A 14,376-nucleotide genomic window follows, 5' to 3' on the forward strand; every position below is an offset into this window, starting at 1 on the left:
AATGGCAACATGCGCCCGAACCAGGCCGCAGGGGAAACCTTGCGGCCTTTTTCGGTTTACTGCGGGTAAGGCACCCAGTCGCCGCCATTCATACGAACGTAGGGCTTACCCTGATACTGAATCACCACCGCATTAGCGTTTTCTGAAACCGGCGCGGTTTGCGGCAGATTGCTGGTCAGCTTGTTCCAGTTCACACTGTCTTCGGTAAAGAGCTTACCGTCCACGGCGCGTACGACCAGTTCGGAAATCGCCAGGTAGCTGCTCGGCTGGTTAATATCAATCGGCGCGCCCTCATGCGGGGCTTTCATGCCAAAAAATTTCACGCCCGCCGGGACGTTGGTGATGGAGGGGCTGGGAATATCGCGCAGGCCTGAGATCTGCATTCTGTCGCCCTTCAGCGCGCCGCCGTGCTCCGGTACGACGACCACCATCACCTTACGCCCGGATTTCTCCAGTTCGGTGAAGAAGGCGTCCAGTTCATCGAACAGTTTCTGCGCGCGGATTTTATAATCCGCCGTTTTGCTGACGCCGGGGAAGTGGTTGCCATCGTGCAGCGGCAGCAGGTTAAAGAAAGTCGCGGAGCGGGAATTGGCTTCACGTTATTCCCCTGTCAACCAGCGGTTCAGGACCGCCAGATCGTCATATACCGGCGAGCCGTCGAATGACAGCAGGGCGGTTGGCAGGCCGGACTGGTTCATCAGTTCGCTCTGCATACCGCCGTTTTCGCGAACTTCTTTCAGGAAGCCGCCAAATTCACCGTTATGATCCATCATCAGATGCTGAGTAAAGCCCAGTTTCGCCAGATTATCAAACAGATAACATTCGTTATTGGCTGGTTGATAAAGTCGGGTATGCGAAGGTTGACCACAGCTGGCGCGTAGCAGACGAATGGCCGCCGGGCCGCTGTAAGGCGTACCGGAATTAAAGTGTTTAAACAAAATGTCAAAGTGCGACCATAGCGGATGTGACATCAGGCCTGCCGCTTCGACATCCGACCAGGAGAGCGAACAAATATTGATGACCAATAGGTCGAACGGCTGCGCATCAGGCGGAAGTTGCGCCGGGAACGTCGTTTTCCGCTTTTCTTCCGCGGCATAGAAGGTGTTCAACCAGGCGTTCAGATTCGCGGTCGTCGGCGGCGCGGTTTGCGCAGGCATATCGCCGATGACCGGCTTATCGCCCGCTGTCGCGACGGTAGCGGCCGCGTTACCGCCAGTTGTCGTCACCGTATCGGTTGGCTGGCCTGCCGGCCACAGCGTAAAAACCGGGCCGGTTAATGTCAGGACATTCAGCCATACCATGATGGCGACCACAAACACCGTGACCCGAATCCACTGTGATAAAAAAAGCCAGGCAACCAGCAGTACGAAGATGGCGCCGATCATTTGCCAGTTAATAAAACGGGCGATCAGATCGAGCAGATAACCGGAGCTGAATTCCGCCACCTGCGTCCCCTGGCTCATAATGCTTTGCGGGCCGGGCAGCCAGGTATCGTGCCAGAACAGCGCGAAGCCGACGGGAATGGCAATCCAGTGGCGCAACCGGTGAAGGCGATACTTTGGTATTGGCATGAGCAGAAACGCCATGAATACCAGATTCAGTAAAGGATGAAAATTCAGATAGCCTGCCCACAGCAGGCCAAACTTGACCAGAAAATAGAAGTTCCAGCCGGAAAGACCGCGCCAGTACTGCCAGAGCGGAGAAGGCATTGATGGAGTTTGAGTATGCTGAGTCATTTTTTGTCTGCCTTGACTTTCGTAGCGCGGCGCAGAGTTCCGGCTGGTTTTACATAACGAGGTTTGGCAAATAGCAGCCGGGTCGTATCACTGATACGGCGTAGCGAATGACGCGCCAGATACCCCAGCGGAAAGAAAATCAGCGCGCAAAAAAGAATAATTTGCACGATATCGCTGATGGTCATCATGATGCACGCTCCGCGGTGTCGTCGAGCAATCGCAGGGGTTCAGGAATACGACGCCAGATGCGGCCATCGTGTTCGGCATTTATTACCGGGTCGGCGCGTTTTGCCAGCGGTAGCGGCGTTCCCCACAGTTCCGGCGACAATAAGCGCATCTGCACCAGCTCGGCGCTGATTTGTTTATCTTCGAACCAGACCATACGATTAGAGAAAATATCGCCCGTCGGCAAAGGGAAAATATGGTTTAACGCGGTATCCAGATCGTTGACCCGGCAGAATGATAAAAACAGCACCAGACGGTTGCCGCCGATGGTCATAATATCGCCGGTTCGGTTTGGCCGACATAATGTTAACGCCTGCTCAACCCGAATGCCCGGCACCGGGCGCAGCGCGACCAGAACGCCTTTCCCGTCGGCGGGGAGCAGGGTGTTGCTCATCATCGTATGGATGGCATCGCAGAAGATATCCCACGGCTGAAAACCGCGCAGTTTCAACGGCTGCGTCATTGACAGTAGCGTGGTGATGTCTTCCGGTACGTAACGGCTGAACTGCTGTCCCTGCACGCTTTCAATAAGCGTCAGGCAGCGTGAAAGCGGGGCGTTCCAGGGAATGATCATATTCGCGCCGCAGCCCAGCAGCAGGCGCTCATCGGTGGCGCGCAAACTGGCGATATTTTCGCGCACGACAATTTTCAGCGCGCTTCCCCGCTGGCGCCGCAAAGTATGAATGCGACGAGCAAGCGGCTCGATTTGGTTGTTCTGTGTAAGCGAAAAAATAATTGTCGCGGCCTGCGCCGTGCGCGCGTCGTTGAATAGCGCTTCGTTATTGTCGAAAAGCGTCCAGTGTTCCGAGAGCGGCGGCGCGCCTTCAAGGACGGCGACGTGGCTAAGAATGCGTTTTTCGTCGCTACGCGGCTGAATTGCCGTCTCCTCCTGATGGGATAGCGTCCAGCGCTCGTCCTGCTGACACAGCAATAACTGCTGTCGGGCGCTGACGCCTTTTTCGTTACACCAGAAGGCAATATCGAACAAATGTTGGTCGCCCTGAAAACGTAAATTGGCGAGGCCGAAAAGTGAGCGATACTCGCCCATCAACAACGAGGACTGTTTATCGCTATTATTACAAGGGTTAATAACCAACAATGAACAGTGATGAAAACGAGTCCATTTATTCATTTTTTCCAGCCATTTATGCAGGCTTTCTGACGTTATATTCCGCCACGTGTTATTTGCACAAATAAGAATGAAAAAGTAATGCGTCGGGTTAACAGAACAAAGCAAATCGTGGGGCAAAGAGTATAGCCCTTTTTCTGAATCCGGCATGGTAAATAAGCGGATTTTCTCCGGACCGTGAGATTCATCTAATTTGATTACTTTGCCAGGATCGCCTTCCATGCCGATGACGGCGACATTTGCATTCTCCGTTTGTGACGCAATCGTTTGATTCACCAGGCTGATGGCATCTTGCTGGCGATCGGCGTTAACCCACCAGACGCCGCCGGTTGGCATATGGCGCAGTTCATCCCATAATGATGAGATGCCGAGAGAAAATACGGGGTCCACAGTGTCCCTCATGTCACTATTTTAACTGTTTATCAGTTTACTAGCGAAAGCACAGAAATAAACCTAACATTGAAATTAAAACGCATCAGATTTAGCATGTGAATCAATTTGCCCGGCAGGATGCCCTGTAACTCTGCGCTTTGCATTTTTACACATTATAAATGATGTCACGGAAAGATGAAAAATGCGCGTTCTCCCGTATTGACGACGGGGCGTAATGCTGCCAGTGAGAAATATTTAAAAAGGAGCAACCAGAATGTATAACAATGAACCTGGCGCTCAGTCCGATCCAACGTTGGGCTACACTTTTCAAAATGATTTTCTGGCATTAAGCCAGGCGTTTTCACTACCCGAAATAGATTATACCGATATTTCCCAACGCGAACAGTTGGCGGCGGCGATTAAAAGATGGCCGCTCCTGGCTGAATTTGCGCAACCACATTCATTAAGGAAGCCATGAATGGCGATTCTGGGACTGCAGGGCGTGCGCGGCGGGGTGGGAACCACATCTCTCACCGCAGCACTCGCCTGGGCGTTACAAATCTTAGGGGAAAATGTCCTGGTGATTGACGCCAGCCCCGATAACCTGCTGCGCATGTCGTTTAACGTCGACTTCGTCCATCAGGGCGGTTGGGCGCGATCGTTGCTGGACGGCCAGGACTGGCGCGATGCCGGATTACGTTATACCTCACAGCTTGATCTACTGCCGTTTGGACAGCTCACCGCGCAAGAGCGGGAAAATCCGCAGTCCTGGCAGGAGACGCTGGGAGAGATCGGATCGGCTATCCAGGCGCTGAAAGCGAGCGGGCGTTATAGCTGGATTTTACTGGACTTGCCCTACGGCGCGTCACCGCTGACACGGCAGCTGGTGAGCCTCTGCGACCATACGCTGGCGGTAGCCCGGGTTGACGCTAACTGCCATATTCGCCTTCATCAGCAGGCGTTGCCTGCCGGAGCGCATATTCTGATCAATGACTTACGCATTGGCAGTCAGTTACAGGACGATCTGTACCAGGTCTGGCTGCAAAGCCAGCGCCGGTTGCTGCCCATTGTGATCCATCGCGATGAGGCGATGGCGGAGTGCATGGCGTCGAAACAGCCGTTAGGCGAATATCGCAGCGATTCGTTAGCTGCCGAAGAGGTGTTAACGCTGGCGAACTGGTGCCTGCTGCATGATGCGGGCGACAAAACGTCCGCCGGGAGCCTGCGATGAGCGCCCTTTCCCGGTGGCTGCTTATCCCGCCGGTTAGCGCGCGTTTGAGCGAGCGCTATCAGGGTTACCGCCGCCACGGCGCGTCGCCGTTTAGCGCAGCGCTCGGCTGCCTGTGGATGATTCTGGCGTGGATAGTTTTTCCGCTTGAGCATCCGCGCTGGCAGCGTATTCGCGACGAGCATAAAGCACTTTATCCGCATATTAACGCCGCCCGCCCGCGCCCGCTGGACCCGGCCCGTTACCTCATTCAGACCCTCTGGCTGGTGATGATCTCGTCGACTAAAGAACGTCATGAACCGCGCTGGCGGTCATTTGCGCGCCTGAAGGACGTTCGTGGACGTTACCATCAATGGATGGATACCTTACCGGAACGGGTGCGCCAAAAGACAACGCACCTGGAAAAGGAAAAAGAGCTGGGACATCTTAGCAACGGTGCCCGGCGTTTTATTCTGGGCGTTATCGTGACCTTTTCACTGATACTGGCGCTGATCTGTATTACGCAGCCATTTAACCCGCTATCGCAATTTATCTTTCTGCTGTTGCTGTGGGGCGTTGCGCTGTTGGTACGACGTATGCCGGGACGCTTTTCCGCGCTGATGCTCATCGTGCTGTCGCTAACGGTCTCCTGTCGTTATATCTGGTGGCGCTATACCTCGACGCTAAATTGGGACGACCCGGTCAGTCTGGTGTGCGGGCTGATTCTGCTGTTTGCGGAAACCTACGCCTGGATTGTGCTGGTGCTGGGGTACTTCCAGGTGGTGTGGCCGTTAAATCGTCAACCGGTGCCGTTGCCGAAAGAAATGTCGCAGTGGCCGACGGTGGATATTTTTGTACCGACCTATAACGAAGACCTTAATGTGGTCAAAAATACCATTTACGCTTCGCTTGGCATTGACTGGCCGAAGGACAAGCTGAATATCTGGATCCTTGATGACGGCGGGCGTGAATCATTTCGTCATTTTGCCCGACATGTTGGCGTGCATTACATTGCCCGCGCCACGCATGAACACGCCAAAGCCGGCAACATCAACAATGCGCTAAAACACGCGAAAGGCGAGTTTGTGGCGATCTTCGATTGCGACCATGTGCCGACACGCTCGTTTCTGCAAATGACAATGGGCTGGTTCCTGAAAGAAAAACAGCTGGCGATGATGCAGACGCCGCATCATTTCTTCTCCCCGGACCCGTTTGAGCGCAACCTGGGACGTTTTCGTAAAACGCCTAACGAAGGCACGCTGTTTTACGGACTGGTACAGGACGGTAACGATATGTGGGACGCCACTTTCTTTTGCGGATCGTGCGCGGTGATTCGCCGTAAGCCGCTGGATGAGATTGGCGGTATCGCCGTTGAGACGGTGACGGAAGATGCGCATACTTCGCTCCGGCTGCACCGGCGAGGTTATACCTCAGCGTATATGCGCATTCCGCAGGCGGTGGGGCTGGCGACGGAAAGCCTGTCGGCGCATATCGGGCAGCGTATTCGTTGGGCGCGGGGCATGGTGCAAATTTTCCGCCTCGATAACCCTCTGTTTGGTAAAGGCTTAAAACTGGCGCAGCGGCTGTGCTACCTCAACGCGATGTTCCATTTCTTGTCCGGCATTCCGCGCCTGATCTTTCTGACCGCGCCGCTGGCTTTTCTGCTGCTGCACGCCTATATCATTTATGCGCCTGCGTTGATGATTGCGCTATTTGTGATACCGCACATGGTCCACGCCAGCCTGACTAACTCGAAGATTCAGGGCAAGTATCGTCACTCTTTCTGGAGTGAAATCTATGAAACGGTACTGGCATGGTATATCGCACCGCCGACTCTGGTCGCGTTGATCAATCCGCACAAAGGGAAATTTAACGTCACGGCGAAAGGCGGGCTGGTGGAAGAGAAGTACGTCGACTGGGTAATCTCGCGTCCGTATATCTTCCTTGTCTTGCTTAACCTGCTCGGCGTGGCGGCGGGCGTATGGCGATACTATTACAGGCCGGAAAATGAAACGCTGACCGTCATCGTTAGCCTGGTGTGGGTCTTCTATAACCTGGTCATTCTCGGCGGCGCGGTTGCGGTTTCGGTAGAGAGTAAACAGGTCAGACGCGCGCATCGGGTCGAGATTGCCATGCCGGGGGCCATCGCCCGCGAAGATGGACATTTGTTCTCCTGTACCGTACATGACTTCTCCGACGGCGGGTTAGGCATCAAGATCAACGGTCAGGCGCAGGTGCTGGAAGGGCAGAAAGTGAATCTGTTGCTTAAACGCGGGCAGCAGGAATATGTCTTTCCAACGCAGGTGGTGCGCGTAACGGGCAATGAGGTCGGGCTGCAACTGATGCCGCTCACCACCAAACAACATATTGATTTTGTGCAGTGTACCTTCGCTCGCGCCGATACGTGGGCGCTTTGGCAAGATAGCTTCCCGGAAGATAAACCGCTGGAAAGCTTGCTGGATATTCTGAAGCTGGGCTTCCGCGGATATCGCCACCTCGCGGAATTCGCGCCGCCTTCAGTAAAAGTAATTTTCCGATCGTTGACGGCGTTAATTGCCTGGATTGTATCGTTTATTCCGCGTCGCCCGGAGCGGCAAGCGGCGATACAGCCGTCGGATCGGGTTATGGCTCAGGCTCAACAATGATGATAATGCGATGAAAAGAAAATTGTCCTGGATGTGTGCGGCGGTAATAGGATTAAGCGCGTTTCCTGCTTTCATGACGGCGGCGGCGCCTGCTACGCCGCCATTGATAAATGCTGAACCCACCGAGCCTGCGCCGTCGCCCGCAACTGAGGCGCCCGTCGTGGCACAGACCGCGCCTTCGCGCGAGGTCAAGCTGACCTTTGCGCAAATCGCGCCGCCGCCGGGTAGTATGGCGCTGCGTGGCGTTAACCCTAACGGCGGCATTGAATTTGGTATGCGCAGCGATGAAGTGGCGTCGAAAGCGGTGCTGAATCTGGAATATACGCCCTCGCCGTCGCTCCTGCCGGTTCAGTCGCAGCTCAAGGTTTATCTCAATGATGAACTGATGGGCGTACTGCCGGTGACAAAAGAGCAGTTGGGGAAAAAGACGCTGGCGCAGGTACCTATCAATCCGCTATTTATCACCGATTTTAACCGGGTGCGGCTGGAGTTTGTCGGCCACTATCGCGACGTGTGTGAAAATCCGGCCAGCAGTACTCTGTGGTTAGACATCGGGCGAAATAGCGCCCTGGATCTGACCTATAACATGCTGGCGGTGAATAACGATCTGTCCCACTTCCCGGTGCCGTTTTTCGATCCGCGGGATAACCGTCCGGTGACGTTGCCGATAGTGTTTGCTGACATGCCGGATCTGGCGCAGCAGCAGGCGGCTTCTATTGTCGCGTCCTGGTTTGGCTCGCGGGCGGGCTGGCGCGGTCAGCGCTTCCCGGTGTTGTATAATCACCTGCCGGATCGCAATGCGATCGTGTTCGCCACCAACGATCGACGCCCCGATTTCCTGCGCGATCATCCTGCGGTTAACGCGCCGGTTATCGAGATGATGAGCCATCCGGATAATCCGTATGTGAAGTTGCTGGTCGTGTTTGGCCGTGATGATAAAGACCTGTTGCAAGCGGCAAAAGGTATCGCGCAAGGGAATATTCTCTTCCGTGGTTCCAGCGTGGTGGTCAACGATGTAAAACCGCTGCTGGCGCGCAAACCGTATGATGCGCCGAACTGGGTGCGTACCGATCGCCCGGTCACTTTTGGCGAGCTGAAAACCTATGAAGAGCAGCTCCAGTCGAGTGGGCTGGAGCCGGCGCCCATCAATGTTTCTTTGAATCTGCCGCCGGACCTCTATTTGCTGCGTAGCAACGGTATTGATATGGATCTCAACTACCGTTATACCTCGCCGCCGACCAAAGACAGTTCACGACTGGACATCAGTCTGAATAACCAGTTCCTGCAAGCCTTTAGCCTTAACAGCACGCAGGAAACTAATCGACTCCTGTTGCGCTTGCCGGTACTTCAGGGACTGCTGGATGGTAAAACAGATGTGTCTATTCCGGCGCTCAAACTGGGGGCGATGAACCAACTACGTTTTGACTTCCGCTACATGAATCCGATGCCGGGCGGGTCGGTGGACAACTGTATTACCTTCCAGCCGGTACCGAATCATGTGGTGATAGGGGATGACTCCACTATCGATTTTTCGAAATATTACCACTTTATCGCGATGCCGGATTTACGCGCGTTCGCCAATGCGGGTTTCCCGTTCAGCCGGATGGCCGACTTGTCTGACACGCTGGCGGTGATGCCGAAGACCCCAACCGAAGCGCAAATGGAAACGCTGCTGAATACGGTCGGTGCCATTGGCGGGCAGACCGGTTTCCCGGCAATTAATCTGACCATCACCGATGATAGCGCTCAGATAGCCGACAAAGACGCCGATCTGCTGATTATTGGCGCTATTCCGGGCAAGCTAAAAGATGATAAGCGTATCGATCTGTTGGTGCAGGCGACACAAAGCTGGGTAAAAACCCCGATGCGGCAGACCGCTTTCCCGTCGATTATGCCGGATGAGGCCGATCGCGCGGCGGATGCGCAGTCCACCGTCACCGCCAGCGGCCCGATGGCGGCGGTGGTGGGCTTCCAGTCGCCGTTTAATGATCAGCGCAGCGTGATTGCTCTGCTGGCTGATAGCCCGCGCGGTTACCAGCTACTGAACGACGCTGTGAACGACAGCGGTAAACGCGCCGCGATGTTTGGTTCCGTGGCGGTGATCCGCGAGTCCGGCGTTCACAGTCTGCGCGTTGGCGATATCTATTACGTCGGACATCTGCCGTGGTTTGAGCGGCTGTGGTATGCGCTGGCGAATCACCCGGTGCTGCTGGCGGTACTGGCGGCCCTCAGTGTGGTATTACTGGCGTGGGTATTGTGGCGTCTGCTACGTATTCTCAGTCGCCGTCGTCTCGACCCTGACCATGAGTAACGCATGATGACTATGCTGCGCGGATGGATAACGATGATCGTCATGCTGACGGCAATAAATGCGCAGGCGGCCTGTAGCTGGCCTGCGTGGGAACAGTTCAAGAAAGATTACATTAGCCAGCAGGGACGCGTTATCGATCCGGGCGATGCGCGAAAAATTACCACCTCCGAAGGGCAAAGCTACGCCATGTTCTTTGCCCTGGCGGCGAACGATCGACCGGCGTTCGCGCAACTGTTTAACTGGACGCAAAACAATCTGGCGCAGGGATCGCTGCGTGAACATCTGCCCGCCTGGCTGTGGGGACAAAAAGATCCCGACACCTGGTCGGTGCTGGACAGCAACTCCGCGTCCGACGGCGATATCTGGATGGCATGGTCGCTGCTGGAGGCCGGTCGCCTGTGGAAAGAGACGCGTTATACCGAGGTGGGCACGGCGTTGCTAAAACGCATCGCCCGCGAAGAGGTCGTGAATGTGCCGGGGCTGGGCTCAATGCTGCTACCTGGCAAAATCGGCTTTGCCGAGGCGAATAGCTGGCGTTTTAACCCAAGCTATCTGCCGCCGCAGTTGGCGCAATACTTTAGCCGTTTTGGCGCGCCGTGGTCGACGCTACGGGAAACCAATTTACGGCTTTTGCTGGAAACCGCGCCGAAAGGTTTCTCGCCGGACTGGGTGCGTTATGAAAGCAAGCAAGGCTGGCAGTTGAAAGCGGAAAAGACGCTGATCAGTAGCTACGATGCGATTCGCGTCTATTTATGGACGGGAATGATGCATGATGGCGATCCGCAAAAAGCGCGTTTACTGGCGCGATTTAAACCGATGGCGACGTTAACGATGAAAAACGGCGTTCCACCGGAGAAAGTGGATGTCGTCAGCGGGAATGCGCAGGGGACGGGGCCGGTCGGGTTTTCCGCCGCTTTACTGCCTTTCCTGCAAAATCGCGACGCCCAGGCCGTGCAGCGACAGCGGGTCGCAGACCATTTTCCTGGCAGCGATGCCTATTACAACTATGTGCTGACTCTCTTTGGACAAGGCTGGGATCAGCACCGTTTTCGCTTCACCGTCAAAGGTGAATTATTACCTGACTGGGGCCAGGAATGCGTAAGTTCACGTTAAGTCTCATGCACGCTTTTTTGCCGGCTGGCGGTCGAAACGCCTTACCTGGCAAAAGGGGCGTTTCTCGGGCATTGTTGGGTTTATCGCTTGGTATGGCGCTAACACCGCTTGCCGGCGCAGCGACCTCCGCGCAGCAACAGTTGCTGGAGCAGGTTCGGCTGGGCGAGGCCACGCACCGTGAGGACTTAGTCCGTCAGTCGCTCTATCGCCTGGAGCTGATCGACCCCAATGATCCACAGGTTATCGCCGCCCGTTTCCGCTATCTGTTGCGCCAGGGGGATAGCGACGGGGCACAGAAGCTACTTGACCGGCTGGCGCAACTGGCGCCGGAGTCGACGGCGTATCAATCTTCCCGCACCGCGATGCTGCTCTCCACGCCACAAGGACGTCAGTCTTTGCAGGAGGCGCGTTTACTGGCGACGACCGGCCATACTGAACAAGCGATCGCCAGCTACGACAAGTTGTTTAAAGGTTATCCGCCGGAGGGCGAACTGGCGGTCGAATACTGGACGACCGTGGCGAAATTGCCCGCCCGCCGTCACGAAGCGATTAACCAGCTACAGAAAATCAATGCCGTCAGTCCGGGTAATAACGCTCTGCAAAATGCGCTGGCGCAACTGTTGTTCGCCAGCGGGCGGCGCGATGAGGGATTTGCGGTGCTAAAACAGATGGCGAAATCCAGTACGGGACGCAGCGCGGCCTCCGCCATCTGGTACCAGCAGATAAAAGATCTCCCGGTGAGCGACGCCAGCGTAAAAGCGTTGCAAGACTATCTGACGCAGTTTAGCGAAGGCGATAGCGTGTCTGCCGCCCGCGCCCAGCTTAGCGAGCAGCAAAAACAGTTAGCCGATCCGGCGTTCCGCGCGCGCTCGCAGGGCATCGCGGCGGTTAATGCCGGAGAAGGCGGTAAGGCCATTGCGCAATTGCAGCAGGCGGTGAGCGCCCGGCAGGACGACAGCGAGGCGGTCGGCGCGCTGGGGCAGGCATACTCACAGCGTGGCGATCGCGCCCGCGCCGTCGCGCAGTTTGAAAAAGCGCTGGCGATGGCGCCGCACAGCAGCAGCCGCGATAAGTGGGAGAGCCTGCTGAAGGTCAATCGCTACTGGCTGTTAATTCAGCAGGGCGACGCGGCCTTAAAAGCGAATAATCTGGCCCAGGCGGAGCGTTTCTATCAGCAGGCGCGAGCGGTGGATAACACCGACAGCTACGCGGTACTGGGGCTGGGGGATGTGGCGATGGCGCGCAAAGATAATGCCGCCGCCGAACGTTATTATCAGCAGACGCTGCGTATGGATAGCGGTAATACCAATGCTGTACGCGGGCTGGCGAATCTTTATCGCCAGCAGTCGCCGCAAAAAGCCGCCGCGTTTATCGCTTCTCTTTCCGCCAGCCAGCGGCGCAGTATCGACGATATCGAACGCAGTCTGGAAAATGACCGTCTGGCGCAGCAGGCGGAAACGCTGGAAAGCGAGGGCAAATGGGCGCAGGCCGCAGAACTGCACCGTCGCCGGCTGGCATTAGATCCGGGGAGCGTGTGGGTGACGTACCGACTGTCACGCGATCTGTGGCAGGCCGGGCAGCACGCCCAGGCCGATGCGCAAATGCGCTCTCTGGCGCAGCAGAAGCCAAACGATCCGGAACAGGTCTATGCTTATGGGCTTTATCTTTCCGGCAGCGATCGGGACCGGGCGGCGCTGGCGCATCTCAATACCCTACCGACCAGCCAGTGGAACAGCAATATTCAGGAACTGGCGGGCCGATTGCAAAGTAACCAGGTGCTGGAAAGCGCTAACCGCTTGCGCGATAGCGGCAAAGAACGCGAAGCGGAAGCGTTGTTACGTCAGCAGCCGCCCTCTACGCGCATTGCGTTAACGTTGGCGGACTGGGCGCAGCAGCGTGGCGATAATGCGGCGGCCCGCGCCGCTTATGACGCCGTTCTGGCGCGGGAACCGGGTAATGTCGATGCCATGCTGGGGCGGGTGGAAATCGACATCGCACAGGGCGATAACGCTGCGGCGCGCTCTCAGCTGGCGGCGCTGCCTGCGTCGCAAATCACCTCTATTAACATGCAGCGCCGCGTCGCGCTGGCGCAGCTCCAGCTTGGCGATATCACGGCGGCGGCGCGGACCTTCAACCGCATTACGCCGCAGGCAAAAGCACAGCCGCCATCAATGGAAAGCGCGATGGTATTGCGTGACGCCGCCGCTTTTCAGGCGCAAACGGGCGAGCCGCAGCGGGCGTTGGAAACCTACAAAGAGGCAATGGTCGCCGCGGCGATTACGCCGGTTCGTCCCCTGGATAACGATACCTTTACCCGCCTGACGCGCAATGATGAAAAAGATGACTGGCTAAAACGCGGCGTGCGTAGCGATGCGGCGGAGTTGTACCGTCAGCAGGATCTCAATGTCACGTTGGCGCACGATTATTGGGGGTCGAGCGGGACTGGCGGCTACTCCGATCTGAAGGCGCATACCACGATGCTTCAGGTGGATGCGCCCTGGTCGGACGGACGGGCGTTCTTTCGTACTGATATGGTGAATATGGATGTTGGCCGCTTCTCTACGGATGCGGATGGAAAATACGATAATAACTGGGGTACCTGTACGCTGGAGAAATGCAGCGGACATCGTAGCCAGGCCGATACGGGCGCGAGCGTGGCGGTCGGCTGGCAGAATGAGACCTGGCGCTGGGATATCGGCACGACGCCGATGGGCTTTAATGTCGTTGATGTGGTCGGCGGCGTCAGCTATAGCGACGATATCGGGCCGTTGGGTTATACCCTGAACGCGCATCGTCGCCCGATCTCCAGCTCGCTGCTGGCGTTTGGCGGGCAAAAGGACGCCAGCAGCAATACCGGCACCAAATGGGGCGGCGTGCGGGCCAACGGCGGCGGCGTCAGTCTCAGCTATGATAAAGGCGAAGCAAACGGTGTCTGGGCGTCGCTCAGCGGCGACCAGTTGAGCGGTAAAAATGTGGAAGATAACTGGCGCGTGCGCTGGATGACCGGTTATTACTATAAGGTGATTAACGAGAATAACCGCCGCGTTACCGTCGGGCTGAATAACATGATCTGGCATTACGACAAAGATTTGAGCGGTTATTCACTGGGTCAGGGCGGTTATTATAGCCCGCAGGAATACCTGTCGTTTGCGGTGCCGGTGATGTGGCGGCAGCGTACGGAAAACTGGTCGTGGGAGCTGGGCGGCTCGGTATCCTGGTCGCACTCCCGCAACCGTACCATGCCGCGTTATCCGCTGATGAATTTGATCCCGGCGGATTATCAGGAGGATGCGCGTGACCAGACCAACGGCGGCGGCAGCAGCCAGGGATTTGGCTATACCGCGCGGGCGCTCATTGAACGCCGGGTCACTGCCAACTGGTTTGTGGGTACGGCTGTCGATATTCAGCAGGCGAAAGATTATACCCCCAGTCATCTGCTGCTGTATGTCCGTTATTCCGCGGCGGGCTGGCAGGGGGATATGGATTTACCGCCGCAGCCTCTGGTGCCTTACGCTGACTGGTAATCATTGCGTCAGGCCTACGAATTGACAGGCGTCGTAGGCCTGAGAAGCGCAGCGCCATCAGACGCTATCATTAACCGTTATTCAGAAAAGTCCTTTTCAGATACAGCCTCTCTT

General features: G+C 56.4%; 8 protein-coding genes and 1 pseudogene. 6 read left to right on the forward strand and 3 right to left on the reverse strand.

The features are described from left to right. Positions 1–56: 56 nt before the first annotated feature. From bcsG to bcsE, 3 genes and pseudogenes are all read right to left on the reverse strand, one after another. A pseudogene (bcsG, locus tag ACQ29O_RS01075) lies at positions 57–1,736 on the reverse strand (cellulose biosynthesis protein BcsG). Continuing rightward, positions 1,733–1,924: a cellulose biosynthesis protein BcsF gene (gene bcsF / locus ACQ29O_RS01080; RefSeq protein WP_000988321.1), complete on the reverse strand. Its 192-nt coding sequence runs from the start codon at positions 1,922–1,924 to the stop codon at positions 1,733–1,735. Before bcsF ends, bcsG begins: the two are co-directional and overlap by 4 nt. Next, the gene (bcsE, locus tag ACQ29O_RS01085) at positions 1,921–3,492 is read right to left on the reverse strand and encodes a cellulose biosynthesis c-di-GMP-binding protein BcsE (protein WP_001205762.1); all 1,572 of its coding nucleotides are present in this window, start codon (positions 3,490–3,492) and stop codon (positions 1,921–1,923) included. Before bcsE ends, bcsF begins: the two co-directional genes overlap by 4 nt. Positions 3,493–3,736: 244 nt before the next feature. On the opposite strand from bcsE, the gene bcsR reads away from it, so the two are divergent. From bcsR to bcsC, 6 genes are read left to right on the forward strand one after another with little or no spacing between them, the layout of a single operon-like run. Beyond that, positions 3,737–3,940, forward strand: coding sequence for a cellulose biosynthesis protein BcsR (bcsR, locus tag ACQ29O_RS01090; RefSeq protein WP_000282616.1), 204 nt, complete (start codon positions 3,737–3,739; stop codon positions 3,938–3,940). Then, positions 3,941–4,693: a cellulose biosynthesis protein BcsQ gene (gene bcsQ / locus ACQ29O_RS01095; RefSeq protein WP_000996127.1), complete on the forward strand. Its 753-nt coding sequence runs from the start codon at positions 3,941–3,943 to the stop codon at positions 4,691–4,693. Further along, on the forward strand, positions 4,690–7,314 hold the full coding sequence (gene bcsA, locus ACQ29O_RS01100) for a UDP-forming cellulose synthase catalytic subunit (protein WP_020937259.1): 2,625 nt from the start codon (positions 4,690–4,692) through the stop codon (positions 7,312–7,314). The genes bcsQ and bcsA overlap by 4 nt, the downstream gene beginning before the upstream one ends. 10 nt (positions 7,315–7,324) lie before the next feature. Then, positions 7,325–9,625, forward strand: coding sequence for a cellulose biosynthesis cyclic di-GMP-binding regulatory protein BcsB (bcsB, locus tag ACQ29O_RS01105; protein WP_000823812.1), 2,301 nt, complete (start codon positions 7,325–7,327; stop codon positions 9,623–9,625). Between the two features lie 3 nt (positions 9,626–9,628). Continuing rightward, positions 9,629–10,738, forward strand: coding sequence for a cellulose synthase complex periplasmic endoglucanase BcsZ (gene bcsZ, locus ACQ29O_RS01110; RefSeq protein ID WP_000988803.1), 1,110 nt, complete (start codon positions 9,629–9,631; stop codon positions 10,736–10,738). Next, positions 10,720–14,262 (forward strand): cellulose synthase complex outer membrane protein BcsC, encoded by a 3,543-nt coding sequence (gene bcsC / locus ACQ29O_RS01115; RefSeq protein ID WP_001747190.1) that lies wholly within the window; start codon positions 10,720–10,722, stop codon positions 14,260–14,262. The genes bcsZ and bcsC overlap by 19 nt, the downstream gene beginning before the upstream one ends. The last annotated feature ends 114 nt before the right edge of the window (positions 14,263–14,376 follow it).

Source organism: Salmonella sp. GDC200615 (genome assembly GCF_050574145.1).
Classification (GTDB): Bacteria; Pseudomonadota; Gammaproteobacteria; order Enterobacterales; family Enterobacteriaceae; genus Salmonella; species Salmonella enterica.